Below are 14,810 nucleotides of genomic sequence, written 5' to 3' on the forward strand. Positions count from 1 at the left end.
TGTGGTGTCGTATTAATTATTTATCATAGCTTCAACAATTGATTTGGAACACATTGAGTAAGGTTTGTCATCTGCTATTTCGAGATTTATTTCTGCCAATAGCGCATCTTTTAGAGCTCCATCATTCATGCTGTGATACCTTTCGATTAACCTAATAATTGACTCTATTCTTTCTTTTCGTTTTTCAATAAGTTCCGGTCTATTCAGTTCAATAGTCCTATTTGTTAATTCTGCCCTTGGTTTATTGGGTCTGTTGTAAATAAAATGTCCCATTGCAATAAAATTATCAGTTGGGTTATCAACATATGGGTTGATAAAAGGAGTATTATTATCATAATCAGCTCCTTTGTTCATGTTACAGACTGGGCAGGCTAGCCCTAAGTTAGTCCATTCAAATGTAAGCTCAGGGAATTTATTTTGTGCCTTAGGTTTAATATGTTCAATGTGTTCATGTGCTACGTGAGATACATTACTTTCACAGTACATACATTTGTTCTTGGACTCGGTTTTAAGAGCTTCTTTAACCTCTGTTTGATTATAATTACTGGCGAGAGATTTTGGTATTCTCTCACCTTTAGCGATATGACCAAGTAGAGCATTAGTCCAGGTCACTTTGTTATTTTTCAATATGTTCGGCTCAATACCTTTATTCAAGTTAACCATTGTTCTTCTCAATTGATTTTTCTAGAGCCAACGGCATTAAATTATCTAACCCTAATTCTTTAAGTTCAATTCTCATTTGTTGGAATGAATCTTTAGTCAATTCTTGATTTGAATATTTTTCTGTTATTTCATTCAAGCTATTTTCGACCCAAATAGGCATTGTAAATGGGACCCCTAAAACTTCATTCAAAATTTCTGTTGCTGATTTAGCTTTGTTGATTAAATCTAGTTGTTCATTATAAATTTTTCTTTCTTCATTGTATCTGAAAGCATAAACATTGGAATCTTTTACAGAGCCAATTATCAATGGGCTATGCGTGGAAATAATAAACTGAAGATTAGGAAAGGCTGAAATCAAATCAGGCAAGATTGATCGTTGCATGTTTGCATGAAGGTGGTTTTCAACTTCGTCTATTAATACTGTAACTGCTTCATTTTCGTCTTTTACATAGTTGAAAATTTGCCAGGCTAGATCTATTATGGCGCTGACACCACCAGAGACAGCATCTAACATGAAGTCGCCAGATTCCGTTTCTAAAACTATTTCATAATTTCTAATTGAGATTTTATTGAATCCTAGTGTTTTGGGAAGAATAGCGGTGAGTACACTCTCAAATCCTTTATAGTAGTCATATAACTCTTTATCAGCCTGCATAAACTCATTTCCACTGCCGCCAATTGCCCAGTTTAATAATGTTTCTTTGATAAAAAAATTAGTTGGTTTAGATGGCTGAGAATGGCCAATATGGTATTTACTCATATGATTCTGAAACGTGAGCTGATAAGCTGTTTCCTTTGTTCTTTTTTTTGTTGAAATATTTGGTATTTGCTGATAATAAAATACTGGACGATGTGAAGGTATATTTAATCCTCTAATAGCATAAGCTGGGTTTATTTGAGGTTGGTATTGTGCTTTATTGCTGTCTGGAATTTGAATGTTTGCAACAGTATTGTTAGAATAATATATCTTGCCAATTAAACTCGAATTGGAGTTAATCTTCTTTTTAAACCATCTTGAAAAAAATCTAATAATTCCTGATTCTTCATCTTTTGCAGGAGTTGCTAATTCATTCAATGACCATCCAAAATGTCTGGCTAGCATGTTAAGTATGGTTGTTTTACCTGAACCATTTGCTCCAGTCAAGACAGTTAATTTGTCGTGAAACTGAATATTAAGATTATGAAACTGTTTCCAGTCGGATATTTCAAGTGATTTAAATTTCATGTTCATATTTTATGTACACAACGACCCTGTATAAATTCGTGGTTGATTAAAAGTATAAAAATTTGTGTTTATTATAGAGGCAATCCGTAGGATTGACGAGCAATCTTCAATAAACCAAAGCCACGTTTCACCACTAACTAGCATCATTTCATGCAGCTTGTTGTGCTGCGTTTATTCCGTTTCAAATTCATATTCAATTTCATAAATACCTGGAGCCAGAGGAACATTGAATTCATGTGATTTAATCCCAATATGAAAGTCATGTACTGTCCCAGTCTTTGCAAATACATTAATGTTTTGTTGTCCAGTAGGCGAGCTTACAAGCTTATAGTTATTTTTAGTTGGAGGTTTGGAAAATACAGTGTCAAATTTAGCAACACTGTGTCCTTTGTAACTTTCTTCGGAAAGTAACACATTAATTTTACCTGTCTTCTTATCAGTTCCATCAAGGGTAATTTCGTGGCTAATGATTTTAGCATTATTCCCTTTCAGATTTGATTTTGGGATTAAATGAGAAGGAAGTTTCTGAGAATTTTGTTCAATTTGCTCTTCCAGTTTTTCTCTCTTTTCAGGAGTCGAGTGGGTAATCAAATCAATGTCTTCAAATAGTTGAGATTGAGCATTGCTCTGTTCCGTTAACTGTTTTCGAATATCTTCGGAAACAACTCCTGCCCAATCGCTTAAAAAAGTATTATTTGCAGACCTAATAATCCGAATCATGTTTCTTGTTGATTCCAAATATATCATGCCAAACGAACTTGATTCTTCTGAAGCCAATTTTTCCTGTTTATCATCTAAATACTGCTCAATTGAGTATAATTGTTTTGATTGATTCAATATTTTTTCACTTGACTGCTCTCCGATGCGATCAATCAATTTTGTATTTTCAGCTTTAAGCGATGCCTTTGAATAATGGGATGAAATTATCCATGAAAATGCACCTGATGCAATTGCCAAAATAATCGAGATTAAAAGTCCTTCTCTCGTTTCAATTGAAGTAAGTTGACTTGTCCAGACTAAACAAATAATTATGATAAATACTGCTCCACTTGCGATTATATTTTTAAGATTCATATCTGCGTTTTTTATGCAACACAACATCCAAATAAAGTCATCTCAGGTAACTATATCTGTATTATGTTTTGTCATAACCGATTGTGAGCTTTTCTAAACTAACACTGTCGTCCAGTTGGGGGGCTTTGTATCGGTTTTGGTTAAACATGTAATTAAATTACACATTCCGGCTATATAAAGCAAGGGTGTGCTATACTTCTTAGCTAAGCTTTTTAATCACTTTCTCCACCCGCTTTCTTTTGGAGTCCTTTTCTATATCAGGGAGGCGCGTTTGAAGCGTATTTATGAAAGTAGCTTTGTTGGTTTTATCAATGATTTCCAAAGCTAGCTCTGCATACATGGGTAATTGGTTGGTAGCACTTTTTAGTAACTGCTCATTAAGCAGTGGAAAAGCTTCATCCTTGTACTGCTCGAATTTGCAGAGGCTTATCAGTATTTTAACAGCCTGATCTTTGGTGATGACTGAGCCGGAGTCGGCCGTGCTGAGTAGGGTAGGTAGAGCTTCTATGATCTCTTTCGGCTTTTCTTCTACGAGCGTGCTAATGGCCGTCATAAGTCCCCATTGCAGCCTATTGTTCTTAGTGGGGAGCAAGGCGATGAAAGTATCCAGCTGGTTGGCAATCAGTTGAGGCTTTAAGGCACCAATCTCATACAAAACCTTAATGCTGTCATTCTGCAAGTCCTTTTTAGCGCTGAGGTTGTCTACCAGTTCGTTAATATGTGCTTGATTCTCAGATTCGGCAATTTCCTGCGCCAATTCAATATTCGGTGCTTCGTCCTTTCTGTTTTGTGCTGATGCCAGTTTGTTTGAAATGCTCATGGGTGGTTTTTTTATGCATTAAGTACGAAGTATAAAGTATCAAGTATTAAGATGGAAACATCTCATCCTAATACTTAATACAAATGGTTTTAATTCAATTTTATTCTACAAACCCAACTCCCAAATCCTAATTCCCAATACCTATTCACACAATATCTTCCTTCACCAACACCTCAAAGCTATCTTCCATGGTCTGCTTCATCGGCTTAAAGTCAATGCCCAGCTCTTTCTTTATTTTAGAATTATCAGCCTTAAAAGTATGGTTTACATTTTTCTTGATATAGGGTCTGGTAAAGCGCTTATCAGCCATCGGCCCAATCAGCATCAATAACCATTTAGGGATAGCCTTTTTAGGTAGTGGATATTTCTCTCCATATTTAGGCAATAGTGTTTCAGCCATTTCCAGAAAGTTGGTATTGTGCCCGGAAGTAATGTACCTGCCATGCGCTTCAGGCGTATAGGCTGCTTTGAAATGTGCTTCCGCTACATCACGAACATCTACCAGGCCTAAGCCCATTTTAGGAACGCCCATTTTCATGGTACCGTCACCTATACTTTTGAGGATGCTAAAGCTTTCAGAAGTAGTAGCTCCTCCTGCTAACATAGGGCCCATTACCAAACTCGGGTTGATGGTTACCAAATCCCATTGGTCCTGACTTTCAGCAATTTCCCAGGCTTTTTTCTCAGCTTCCACTTTGGAGTAGGAGTAAGGCTGGTAGTCTAAGGAGGCTGTGGTGTTCCAGATGTCCTCGGTCAGGATTCCACCCGGTGCATTTTCAGCGTCTACGGCATCCGTATAAATGGCGGCACAACTACTGGTGACCACTACTCTTTTGATGCCCTCAGTAGCCTTTGCTGAGTTCAGCACATTGGCTGTTCCTTTTACAGCCGGATCAACCAGATCTTTCTGCGGGTCTTTGAAATCAGAAGTAAAAGGTGAGGCGGTATGGAAAACCACTTCGCAGCCTTCCATGGCTTCTTTATAAGAACCTTCTTCCAGTAAGTCGGCTTTGAAGTATTTGATTTCCGCATTGCTTGCTGAAGCAATTTCGTCTAAATGAGCAGTCTTCTCTCTGTTGTCAGGATTACGCACTGCTGCATGCACTGTAATGCCTTCTTCTAATAATTTTTTCACTAACCAGCCAGCCACATAGCCTGTAGCGCCTGTCACCATTACCGGTTTTGATTTATCGATAGTTTTCATCTTTTCTTTTTTGCTTGTATAGCAAAGCTCAACGGGATTAAATTGTTTTTGATACAGCTATCTAATAAATGCAAGCTTTCGCAACCAGAAGAGCTGGTTAATAACTGAAATTTAAACTAAGCCCTCAATATTCCCTTTAAAGGTTCCACCTATCGGGATTTCCTGTTCATTGATAAAGAGCCTGTTTTTTTCAATAGCAGTTATATGCTGTATGTTGATGATATAGGAATTATGAACACGGATAAATACAGATGAGGGCAGTTCTTTGAGTAATTCCTTAAAGGTGTATAGCACAATATGCTCTTCGGTTTTAGTAACAACACGTACATAATCTTTTAGTCCTTTTATGTACAAAATGATATCAAAATTTAATTTGATGAGTCCATTACCTTCTTTCAGGAAAATATAGGTTTTGTTCTCCTTTTCAATAGATGTCTTGGGTTGCAGCAGCTTTTTGGCTTTCTCCGCAGCCTTAAAGAAGCGTGCAAAATCAAAGGGTTTTAAGAGGTAATCGATCACATTGAGTTCATAACCTTCCAGTGCATACTCGGCATAAGCAGTGGTAAAAATCACTTGTGGCGTGTGGTCAATGGCTTTTAGGAATTCCACTCCTGTGATTTCAGGCATCTGTATGTCCAGAAACAATAAGTCTATTTGCTGTTCATTGATCACATTTAATGCATCAAGCGCGCTAGAGAATTGCCCTACTATTTCCAGGTAAGGCACTTTTTCGGCATAATCTGACAGCAGCTTTCTTGCCAATGGTTCATCATCAATGATTAAACATCTTATCATGTCAACTCAATAGTCAGATCTATGTTAAATTGCTCTTTATCATCATTAAGCAATAATTTATGTTTATCAGGATACTGCAAGTTAAGTCTCTTTTTTAGATTATTTAGTCCGAAGCCTGAGGGTACTTGTTGTTGTCCTTTGGGCACTTTCGAATTGGAAACTTTGTAATGCACATGCTTTTCTGAAGCTGATAATTCTACTTTTATCCAGCAGTTATTTATCCTATCGGAAACGCCATGTTTAAAGGCATTCTCCAGAAAGGTAATGAGTAGCAAGGGAGCAATCTGTATGTTTTCATTCAATCCTTTTATATCAAAATCTAGCTCAAATTGATTATTCAGCCGAATTTGCTCCAGCGCTATATAGTCGCGCATATAGCTGATTTCATTGGCAATGGGCACACTATGCTTGTTGGCTTCATAAATCATATAGCGCATGATATTAGAAAGCTTGATGATTACAGCCGATGCTTCATCGCTCTTCTGCATGGTCAGGTAGTTGAGGTTGTGCAAAGTATTGAATAAGAAATGAGGATTTATCTGAGACTTCAGGTGATTGAGCTCTGCGGTTAGCTTTTCATTCTCCAATTGCTTGCGCTTATTTTCTAGATCGTACCAATTGGCAGTAAGCTTGATCATACTTGTAAAAACCATAATGGATATAAAGCCCCATAATATGCTGAGCATGCGAGCCATATGAACTGATTCATAATAGCTCGGATCTGGTGAGGCTTTAGCCAGCGTAAATTGATCCAGGTAAACTCTGATTACCACAAATACAGCCATAGCTAGCAGTGTGATGAAAAGGTAAACTATTGGCTTTCGCTTATTTAAAATGAATGGGAGAAATAAGAAATAGTGCAGATAGCCAATGGCCATGTTTAATGACATAGGATACAGGAAAAATAGCATCACCTGCTCGAAAGATAAATACCGCGTATAGTCGTAGAGCTGGTAGGAGATAAACAGACTCCAAAAGATGAGGTGCAGCAATAACACTCTGTATTTCGCAATTCCTGAAAGCATGCTGCAAAATAAGGCTTTTGTAGGTTTTAACAGCCAGTTGCCTACTGTCATTAGACGCTTTGTTAAATTCACTCTACGGATTACTCAGCTCAGTCTACGCATGTATCGATGGTGTGAAACCTTAAAAGAGTAGATTGAAATGTAGAGTCGGTCTAATAAATTTTCATCCAAGTGAAATATTCCAGAGCATTGCTGAAAACAATTAAACATACGCTCATGAAATACTTATCTCTCATTTTAATAGTGGCCTTTGCTACAAGCAGCTTTGCCCAAAAAGTAGACTCTATAAGGGTAGGGGAGCCCTTCAAAGCTTTTGATCAATTGAATTTTGAAACCTATGAATTTGAGGTTTTTACTGTGCGAAATGGTAAAAAGAGTGTTCCTATCAGGATGAAAAGCAGCACGAAAGCAATTGAAATTGATGGACAAGAGTATGTAAACATCAGCCATGAATGGAACAACCCTCAAATGTCTGGCAGTTTTTCGGCTTTAGTTGAACCCCATACTTTAAAACCTGTTAGCCAGATCAGGCATTCGAAAAAAGGCAAGGAGGCCTATCGTTTTTATGACGACAAAATTGTAGGTCTCGATTCGGCAATAGATAATGTAGCCACAGACTATATTCAAGCCCTGTCAGAGCCTGTTTTCAACTTCGAAATTGATTTAGAAACCTATTCTATTTTACCATTTGAAGAAGGTAAAACCATTTACATGCCTTTTCACCATGCAGGTAGCCAATACACAGAGCCGGGTTGGTATAAATATACAGTAAGCTCAGAGCAAATAAATGTTGATGGCCTGGGAGAAGTAGCCACTTGGGTACTCCACACCGACTATAAGCGCACCCAGCCTACCAAATTCTGGTACACCAAAAAGGATAGAAAGTTCATTAAAATGGAAGCTGAGTATAAGGGCATGAAGATTTATAAAGTGAGGAGGTTTTAATCATAGAACGAGCTGTTTGGCACCTCACTTGGCCGATTACTCATTAGAGGTATGTGCTATATCGTTTGTTAGATTTTTAGCTGTGGCCAATTCTGTATTAGTAAGTTTATTTTGTTTTACATAACTCTTGTGGAAAATCACTTGGCTAAGTCGTCATTTATCCATTTCAAATACTCTTTTGGTTTTACGTCAAAATGTCCATATAAAACGATTACCAAATACATTTTTAATTGAGCATACATATTTCAGTTAAGTCAATCATTTCCCACAATGATGTCATTTGTCTTCAATTTCAGTTTAGAGAAAAACTCTTTGGGAGGATAACCAGTAAATTTTCGACACTCTTTTATGAAATGGGATTGATCATAATATCCGAATGCGAGTGAATCAACGAACCGCCTGTCACTTTTATTTTTCATATCACTACTGACATTTTCAAAGCGCAGCACCTGCAATAGATCCTTTGGAGACATATTGAATTGCTTACGGATCATGCGCTCAAATGTCTTACCTGAGCAATTCGCTTGATTGGCCAATTCAGATACATTCAACTTTTCTGAAATACTACTTTCGATTAGGTTGACTACTTTTTCAGCTTCTTTGTTTATTCTCATTTTGCTTAGGCTGCTAGCCAGCACCTTATCAAGTATGGATACATTGATTTTTGGTTTTTCTAAGTCTATGCAGCTACCGAGTTTTCCTTCCTCCCTTGTAGAAACCAAAGCACTGACAGGAAATTTTTGCCATTTCTTCAGGAAGTCATCGAACGAAGACAGGCTGAGAATTGAAAGATTCAATTTCACATTGAGACAAATCAGTTTAGTTGGAATTTGAATTAGTGAGGCATGGTTGGTAGCGGGCAGATAGCCTGATAAACCACTTGTTACAAAGGAATTTGCCTCATTATCCCACCTCAAGAATTCGCCCTCTTCAACGAAATAGCATTCTATTTTACCATTTGGTATAGTTTTGAAATATGCTGGCTCATTGATAATGAATAGCTGGTAACGATCAACGTATTTGGTCACAACAGGATCCTTTGGCTGATCTTCGATTAGTATCAAACTGTCTGATTTTTACAATGATTGAAGAAATCTATTTTCTTCCTTTGTAAAGAAAATTAACAAACTCATCATGAAAAAGCAAGTATCGTTCCTGGTAATCAGCTTCTTAGCAGTTGTCGCCTATTCTCAGGAACCAATCGAAATTATGGGCGCAAAGGGTAATAGTTACTTTCTCGAAAGGGACTGGGGTAAGCTATATTATGAGATATATGGGGAGGGAGATCCTTTGTTGATTCTGCATGGCAATGGTGGTTCTTCAAAAGGAAAGCATCATTTGATCCCCAAATTGTTGGATCAGTATCAGGTAATAACTGTGGATAGTAGATGTCACGGAAACAGTAGTTGCTCAGATGAAGATTTGGACTATTTCGAAATGGCCGATGATGTGTATGCATTGATGCAAGCACTAGGTCATGACAATTATACTATCTGGGGACATAGTGACGGAGGTATTCTTGGACTTATATTAGGTTATAAAAATACCGATAACATTGAACGAATGTTGATCTCAGGTGCGAACACCAGGGTCTCAGGACTGAAGCCTGAATTACTAGAAATGATGAAAAACTACGCTCAGTTTCCTGACCCAATGATGAGGAAGCATTTTGAATTGATGGTTAATCAGAAAGAAATCCCGATGGACAGCATTAAGCGAATTGATATACCAGTGATGTTAATGGTTGGGGATAGGGACGCGGTTCTCTTACAACATACAATGGAAATATTCGAGTCTTTACCCAATTCAAGCTTATGCATATTGCCTTCTTCATCTCATTTTTTTAGCTATGAAAAGGCTGATCAAATTGTTTATTGGTTAAAAGAATTCAAGAAGCCTTTTGCAAACCCTTCGACAATTGAAATCGCAAAAAAGATTTTAAACAACATCCTAAAAGATAACTAGAAACAAGTGAGTGCTTAGAAGGAATCATGTACGTGATTTCAGTTCAGACAATATTTCTAAAAATTATTGATCCCTTAGAAACGTAAAACTAGTAACAACATGAAAAATTTAATTCTATTATTTGTTATAGCTGCAGTGGCTACATTATTCTCTTGTAATAAGGACACCATAGCACCTGAATCAGAAGTATTTGTTGGCTTTCAATATGACGGTGTTAGTTATTTAACGCCACAACTAAAGATTGAAGCATTAGGGGAAGTATCACCGGGACTTTATGAATATGATATCATATTGCTCTCTGAGGGTATCACTATAGAGCAATCAGTGGAGGGCGAAAAAGGGTATTTTCTACAAATGAAAGTGAATTCTACACATGCTGAAATTTTAAACACAGGTGTTTATGAGTTTTCAGAAACTGATCAGGATGGTGCTTTCAAAGAAGGTCTGGCTGTATTGGATTTTGAAACTCCTGCTACTTTCGGACAGGTAATTCAAATTGTTGAAGGAGGGCTTAGTGTTACAGAAATGCATGGCAAAATAGAGGTAATGTATACGCTGGAGACCGTTGATGGAAAGCAAATCACGGGTTTATACACTGACTTTTTGGATCGATGGAGAGTTTATTGAATGCTCAAAAAATGAGTATACGATCTTACCAGCAAACTTAAGGAGTGTCAGTACTTTTTCAACTAAAAATTAAAATAATGAATAAAATATTAATCTTATCTACAGTCTTTTTTATGATGACACAATTATGCCAGGCACAGCAATCTATTGCTCAGGTGGAGTTTCTTGTAGGAACCTGGAAAATGGGAGGAAAAGAAATGTATGAACAATGGGAAAATACCGAAGGAATACTAAAAGGGCATTCATACAAGATGGTAGAAGGCGAAAAACTAACTACTGAAACACTTACCATTAAAATTCAGGAAGGAAGGATAGTTTATGAAGCATTGGTCCCGAATCAAAACAATGGTCAGTCTATTCACTTTATTTTGAATGCTGAAGTGAAAGACCAGCTCTCTTTTGAGAATTCGAATCACGACTTTCCTAAGAAAATACAGTACAAAAAAATAGATGATAATAAACTATTGGTTAATGTGTTGGGTAAGAATGATCAGGGATTTTCATATTATCTATACAAACAATAACATATGTAATGAGGTATGACCAGATCCATCCTTACCTTTTCTATAGTAGTCTTATTACTGGGTTGTGAAACCAAGAAAACCAATCTGATCCTTATTGGGACGGTGCATGAGCCTATGGAGAATTTTAATCCAGATAGCCTGTATGCAATTTTGGAGCATGTCAAACCTGATGTCATTCTATACGAATTAGATTCCTCTTTTTTTGATGAGGATTTTAGTTTCAACAGAGAACTATCCAGCAATGAGTTTATAGCTACCACCCGATATGTGGAGAATCATGGTATTACTGTAAGACCTTATGATTTTACAGGAAGAAATGAACATCGCATTAAAATTGGCTCAAGACCTACGGATGGAAACGTGCATAGGCTATTGGATAGTTTGCTCTCAAATGGCTTGATGCCTGCTAATCATCACAGCACTTATAGCAGTTTTAATCAGATAAATGATTCATTGATTGCGAGAGCCTATGGTACGGCTGAATCGTTTAACAATGTTAAAACAGATAGTATTTCACAATTGCGACAACAGCTTCAATATGAGGCTCTCAATGATGTAGTAAGAGCAATCCCGTTGTTTTCTGAAATGTACCATCTTCTGCCTAGTGGGGATAGTATAACCTATTTAGAGGGATACGAACGTGCTGCTGATTTTTGGCATTTACGTAACCAAACAATGGCAACTAACATTTTAAAATTTATTGATGTGTACAATGGCAAAACAATTGTAGTACTTAATGGATTTTTTCATCGCTATTATTTGAATCTAGAACTACGACCTTTGCAGGAAAGTATGCGCTTTCAAATACATGAATTTTACAATTACAAGAAATAGAAACACATATAGCGCAAATAAAAATATTCTTAGCACTTGACCTAATCAGCAATTTGGAATTACTGTCTCAGTTGCGTGGCAAGCGCAGCAAAGGGTTGCTCATCAGTGTGGACTTTCCTGCCATCAACGAAGCCATGGTTGCTGAGTTGGATAACTTATGCCAGACCTTTAAAGGCGATTGCAGCGTGAAGCTACAGATCACAGATAAAAATGGCGGCTATTTGAAACACCATTAGTAGAAAATACAAGGTAGAGCCGGCAGTGTAATGACAAGGTAAACTATTGGCTTTCGCTTATTTAAAATGAAAGGGAGAAATAAGAAATAATGCAGATAGCCAATGACCATGTTCAATGACATAGGATACAGGAAAAATAGCATCACCTGCTCGAAAGATAAATACCGCGTATAGTCGTACAGCTGGTAGGAGATAAACAGACTCCAAAAGATAAGGTGCAGCAATAGCACCCTGTATTTCGCAATTCCTGAAAGCATGCTGCAAAATAAGACTTTTGTAGGTTTTAACAGCCAGTTGCCCACTGTCATTAGACGCTTTGCTCAATTCACTCTACGGATTACTCAGCTCAGTCTACGCATGTATCGATGGTGTGAAACCTTAAACGGCTAGATTGAAATGTAGAGTCGGTCTAATAAATTTTCATCCAAGTGAAATATTCCAGAGCATTGCTGAAAACAATTAAACATACGCTCATGAAATACTTATCTCTCATTTTAATAGTTGCCTTTGCTACAAGCAGCTTTGCCCAAAAAGTAGACTCTATAAGGGTAGGAGCGCCCTTCAAAGCTTTTGATCAATTGAATTTTGAAACCTATGAATTTGAGGTTTTTACTGTGCGAAATGGTAAAAAGAGTGTTCCTATCAGGATGAAAAGCAGCACGAAACCAATTGAAATTGATGGACAAGAGTATGTAAACATCAGCCATGAATGGAACAACCCTCAAATGTCTGGCAGTTTTTCGGCTTTAGTTGAACCCCATACTTTAAAACCTATTAGCCAGATCAGGCATTCCCAAAAAGGCAAAGAGGCTTATCGTTTTTATGACGACAAAATTATAGGTCTCGATTCGGCAGCTGATAATGTAGCCGCAGACTATATTCAAGCCCTGTCAGAGCCGGTTTTCAACTTCGAAATTGATTTGGAAACCTATTCCATTTTACCATTTGAGGCTGGTAAAACCATTTACATGCCTTTTCACCATGCAGGTAGCCATTACACAGAGCCAGGTTGGTATAAATATACAGTAAGCTCAGAGCAAATAAATGTTGATGGCCTAGGAGAAGTAGCCACTTGGGTACTCCACACCGACTATAAAGGCACCCAGCCTACGAAATTCTGGTACACCAAAAAGGATAGGAAGTTCATTAAAATGGAAGCCGATTATAAGGGCATGAAGATTTATTAAGTGAGAAATTTTTAGGAGGATGATAAGCGCATTCTAATTCATTTTTGATGATTAGAATCCGCTATCTTTAATATTAGTCTGCCTGTTTCCAGGTCCATGCATACCATATAATAAACAGGGTAGTAGCTATTTCAATAGTGGCGAAAAACATGTAGTGAAGACTTGGTACTCCCATGAGCAAAGTTCCGACCATGATAAGTGTTTTAAGAATGCCTGCTATAATGTTTGTGATACGGTTGCTCTTATATTTCAACACTCTTGATAAAAGCACCATGGCAATGGAGACTTCCATAATGATGCCTGCTGCTAATAAGGTTTGTTCATTCATCTCAATGCCACCAGCTACTCCTGTAAGAAGCGCATTTAGTAATTCAGCAGACATCAATGAGATGACATCACAGTAGAGGTAATTAAGCGAGACAAATATCCATAGTGTTGATAAAATTATTCTTCGGTCGTAGGTCAATTCTTTTGCGGTCATAGGCTCAGTTTTTTGGAAGACGACCGACTTGGTGATTTGTTGCAGGCTGGTTGTTGAGAAATGAGAAAGCTAATGAAGGTGATGCTGTGTTAGAAACTGATTCATTTAATTAATTAGGTTTGGTTCAGTTCAGACAATTTAGAAGTAGAAATTGCTAGGATCCAAAATAATAACACAAAGCAATAAAAAGAATTGTTATCAAGCCATAGATCAAACATCCCTTAAAATCTACGTTTTTCGGAGTGTTATTGAACTTTGAAGAGGTACGTCTATATTTATAGTCTGAAAGCATGATTTTTTTGTTGCTAACGATCACGGCTATGCGTAGTTTAGTAATTACTTATAACCATTGTTAACGATATTTTTTAATTCATCATATAGAAAAAGCAATAAGTCATACCCAAATTGAATGCTGAGTGACATAATACCGCACCTAAAATTGATTTTGATTTCCTTCTGCATATATAAAATAGAACGCTAACGACAAACATACTTAAAACCCAAATCATAGTCGGAAATGCAAAAAAATGCCACTCATTGTTTATAAAAACTAATCCAAAATGAGAAATGTGAGTCAAAGCAAATGCAGAACTATCAACAATTGAGGCTTTAAAATCCCCAATGGATTTTGCAAAACTTGAATGAATTATTCCTCTGAAGAGAAATTCCTCTCCAATTGGGCTAAAAATCATTCCAGTCATTGCCGTAATCGCAAACAATATTAATTTATCATTGAGATTTATTTCATTCGGAATATTATATGATTTCTCAATATAAACATACCAATTTTCGAATGAACTTTGATAAATTAAATCGCCCAAAAAGTACAGTATAAAACTAAAAGTTAGTCCAATTATAAAAGCGTAAAATAACCACTTATAATTCTTCGGTTTTGTTAGTCCAATTATTTTTCTTCCATGTTTGGTCAAAAATATAAATGGTGTAAACCCATAAATCGTCATTATAAGACCAATGAACTTATAATTTGAAGTTTCATTTGCGTTCAGAACCAAAATAAATCGAGGAATACAGAATAATAAAATTAGAAAAAGTCCAAACTTCCAATTAAAATTGAAGAACTTACTCCAAAATGGTTTTAATTCACTTTCCATCTATTTTCGCGTTCTATTTTGAAATTACTGTCAATATCCCAATTTAGTAACCAAAGTTGTTATATCCGTCTTATATTTTTATGATAACCGATT

General features: G+C 36.7%; 18 protein-coding genes. 7 read left to right on the top strand and 11 right to left on the bottom strand.

The features are described from left to right. Positions 1 to 12 precede the first annotated feature (12 nt). From JKP34_RS08990 to JKP34_RS09020, 7 genes are all read right to left on the bottom strand, one after another. Positions 13 to 627 carry an HNH endonuclease gene (locus JKP34_RS08990; protein WP_201919940.1) on the bottom strand — a complete coding sequence of 205 codons (615 nt, stop codon included), beginning with the start codon at positions 625 to 627 and terminating at the stop codon, positions 13 to 15. Positions 628 to 655: 28 nt separating this feature from the next. Then, a complete protein-coding gene (locus JKP34_RS08995) occupies positions 656 to 1,894 on the bottom strand; it encodes an AAA family ATPase (RefSeq protein WP_317193671.1) in 1,239 nt (412 codons plus the stop codon). A 165-nt stretch (positions 1,895 to 2,059) separates the two neighbouring features. Continuing rightward, on the bottom strand, positions 2,060 to 2,962 hold the full coding sequence (locus JKP34_RS09000; protein ID WP_201919944.1) for a hypothetical protein: 903 nt from the start codon (positions 2,960 to 2,962) through the stop codon (positions 2,060 to 2,062). Positions 2,963 to 3,161: 199 nt separating this feature from the next. Beyond that, the gene (locus JKP34_RS09005; RefSeq protein ID WP_201919945.1) at positions 3,162 to 3,782 is read right to left on the bottom strand and encodes a hypothetical protein; all 621 of its coding nucleotides are present in this window, start codon (positions 3,780 to 3,782) and stop codon (positions 3,162 to 3,164) included. Between the two features lie 145 nt (positions 3,783 to 3,927). Continuing rightward, positions 3,928 to 4,986, bottom strand: coding sequence for an NAD-dependent epimerase/dehydratase family protein (locus JKP34_RS09010; protein WP_201919947.1), 1,059 nt, complete (start codon positions 4,984 to 4,986; stop codon positions 3,928 to 3,930). Between the two features lie 111 nt (positions 4,987 to 5,097). Continuing rightward, positions 5,098 to 5,781: a LytR/AlgR family response regulator transcription factor gene (locus JKP34_RS09015; protein ID WP_201919949.1), complete on the bottom strand. Its 684-nt coding sequence runs from the start codon at positions 5,779 to 5,781 to the stop codon at positions 5,098 to 5,100. Next, entirely contained in the window at positions 5,778 to 6,857 is a 1,080-nt protein-coding gene (locus JKP34_RS09020; RefSeq protein WP_201919951.1) for a sensor histidine kinase, read from the bottom strand. The genes JKP34_RS09015 and JKP34_RS09020 overlap by 4 nt, the downstream gene beginning before the upstream one ends. A gap of 165 nt (positions 6,858 to 7,022) precedes the next feature. Between JKP34_RS09020 and JKP34_RS09025 the strand changes: the two genes are divergently transcribed. Continuing rightward, entirely contained in the window at positions 7,023 to 7,751 is a 729-nt protein-coding gene (locus JKP34_RS09025) for a hypothetical protein (RefSeq protein ID WP_201919953.1), read from the top strand. A gap of 254 nt (positions 7,752 to 8,005) precedes the next feature. Here the strand turns inward: JKP34_RS09025 and JKP34_RS09030 are convergent, their stop codons facing one another. After that, positions 8,006 to 8,815, bottom strand: coding sequence for a helix-turn-helix domain-containing protein (locus JKP34_RS09030; RefSeq protein WP_201919955.1), 810 nt, complete (start codon positions 8,813 to 8,815; stop codon positions 8,006 to 8,008). Positions 8,816 to 8,885: 70 nt separating this feature from the next. Here JKP34_RS09030 and JKP34_RS09035 point away from each other — a divergent pair, with 70 nt between their 5' ends. The 5 genes from JKP34_RS09035 (at position 8,886) to JKP34_RS09055 (ending at position 11,937) form a co-directional block, all read left to right on the top strand. Next, positions 8,886 to 9,716, top strand: coding sequence for an alpha/beta fold hydrolase (locus JKP34_RS09035; protein WP_201919957.1), 831 nt, complete (start codon positions 8,886 to 8,888; stop codon positions 9,714 to 9,716). A gap of 99 nt (positions 9,717 to 9,815) precedes the next feature. Continuing rightward, positions 9,816 to 10,343, top strand: coding sequence for a hypothetical protein (locus JKP34_RS09040; RefSeq protein WP_201919959.1), 528 nt, complete (start codon positions 9,816 to 9,818; stop codon positions 10,341 to 10,343). Between the two features lie 77 nt (positions 10,344 to 10,420). Beyond that, positions 10,421 to 10,867, top strand: a complete 447-nt coding sequence (locus tag JKP34_RS09045) for a DUF6265 family protein (RefSeq protein WP_201919961.1) — start codon at positions 10,421 to 10,423, stop codon at positions 10,865 to 10,867. A 15-nt stretch (positions 10,868 to 10,882) separates the two neighbouring features. After that, positions 10,883 to 11,701, top strand: a complete 819-nt coding sequence (locus tag JKP34_RS09050) for a hypothetical protein (RefSeq protein ID WP_201919963.1) — start codon at positions 10,883 to 10,885, stop codon at positions 11,699 to 11,701. Positions 11,702 to 11,754: 53 nt separating this feature from the next. Then, positions 11,755 to 11,937, top strand: coding sequence for a hypothetical protein (locus tag JKP34_RS09055; RefSeq protein ID WP_201919965.1), 183 nt, complete (start codon positions 11,755 to 11,757; stop codon positions 11,935 to 11,937). Between the two features lie 57 nt (positions 11,938 to 11,994). Here the strand turns inward: JKP34_RS09055 and JKP34_RS09060 are convergent, their stop codons facing one another. Beyond that, the gene (locus JKP34_RS09060; RefSeq protein WP_201919967.1) at positions 11,995 to 12,261 is read right to left on the bottom strand and encodes a hypothetical protein; all 267 of its coding nucleotides are present in this window, start codon (positions 12,259 to 12,261) and stop codon (positions 11,995 to 11,997) included. A 149-nt stretch (positions 12,262 to 12,410) separates the two neighbouring features. Here JKP34_RS09060 and JKP34_RS09065 point away from each other — a divergent pair, with 149 nt between their 5' ends. Then, positions 12,411 to 13,124, top strand: a complete 714-nt coding sequence (locus tag JKP34_RS09065; RefSeq protein ID WP_201919969.1) for a DUF3108 domain-containing protein — start codon at positions 12,411 to 12,413, stop codon at positions 13,122 to 13,124. Between the two features lie 73 nt (positions 13,125 to 13,197). On the opposite strand, the gene JKP34_RS09070 is transcribed toward JKP34_RS09065, so the two are convergent. Both JKP34_RS09070 and JKP34_RS09075 read right to left on the bottom strand, forming a co-directional pair. Then, the gene (locus JKP34_RS09070) at positions 13,198 to 13,605 is read right to left on the bottom strand and encodes a DUF6326 family protein (protein ID WP_201919971.1); all 408 of its coding nucleotides are present in this window, start codon (positions 13,603 to 13,605) and stop codon (positions 13,198 to 13,200) included. A gap of 365 nt (positions 13,606 to 13,970) precedes the next feature. Beyond that, a complete protein-coding gene (locus tag JKP34_RS09075) occupies positions 13,971 to 14,717 on the bottom strand; it encodes a CPBP family intramembrane glutamic endopeptidase (protein WP_201919973.1) in 747 nt (248 codons plus the stop codon). Between the last annotated feature and the right edge of the window lie 93 nt (positions 14,718 to 14,810).

It is taken from the genome of Marivirga atlantica, from assembly GCF_016734805.1.
In the GTDB taxonomy this organism is placed as follows: Bacteria; Bacteroidota; Bacteroidia; order Cytophagales; family Cyclobacteriaceae; genus Marivirga; species Marivirga atlantica.

Coding starts and splice junctions, on each gene's coding strand:
- JKP34_RS08995 (WP_317193671.1), bottom strand. CDS start 1,894: ATGAACATGAAATTTAAATCACTTGAAATATCCGACTGGAAACAGTTT.
- JKP34_RS09000 (WP_201919944.1), bottom strand. CDS start 2,962: ATGAATCTTAAAAATATAATCGCAAGTGGAGCAGTATTTATCATAATT.
- JKP34_RS09005 (WP_201919945.1), bottom strand. CDS start 3,782: ATGAGCATTTCAAACAAACTGGCATCAGCACAAAACAGAAAGGACGAA.
- JKP34_RS09010 (WP_201919947.1), bottom strand. CDS start 4,986: ATGAAAACTATCGATAAATCAAAACCGGTAATGGTGACAGGCGCTACA.
- JKP34_RS09015 (WP_201919949.1), bottom strand. CDS start 5,781: ATGATAAGATGTTTAATCATTGATGATGAACCATTGGCAAGAAAGCTG.
- JKP34_RS09020 (WP_201919951.1), bottom strand. CDS start 6,857: ATGACAGTAGGCAACTGGCTGTTAAAACCTACAAAAGCCTTATTTTGC.
- JKP34_RS09025 (WP_201919953.1), top strand. CDS start 7,023: ATGAAATACTTATCTCTCATTTTAATAGTGGCCTTTGCTACAAGCAGC.
- JKP34_RS09035 (WP_201919957.1), top strand. CDS start 8,886: ATGAAAAAGCAAGTATCGTTCCTGGTAATCAGCTTCTTAGCAGTTGTC.
- JKP34_RS09040 (WP_201919959.1), top strand. CDS start 9,816: ATGAAAAATTTAATTCTATTATTTGTTATAGCTGCAGTGGCTACATTA.
- JKP34_RS09045 (WP_201919961.1), top strand. CDS start 10,421: ATGAATAAAATATTAATCTTATCTACAGTCTTTTTTATGATGACACAA.
- JKP34_RS09050 (WP_201919963.1), top strand. CDS start 10,883: ATGACCAGATCCATCCTTACCTTTTCTATAGTAGTCTTATTACTGGGT.
- JKP34_RS09065 (WP_201919969.1), top strand. CDS start 12,411: ATGAAATACTTATCTCTCATTTTAATAGTTGCCTTTGCTACAAGCAGC.
- JKP34_RS09070 (WP_201919971.1), bottom strand. CDS start 13,605: ATGACCGCAAAAGAATTGACCTACGACCGAAGAATAATTTTATCAACA.
- JKP34_RS09075 (WP_201919973.1), bottom strand. CDS start 14,717: ATGGAAAGTGAATTAAAACCATTTTGGAGTAAGTTCTTCAATTTTAAT.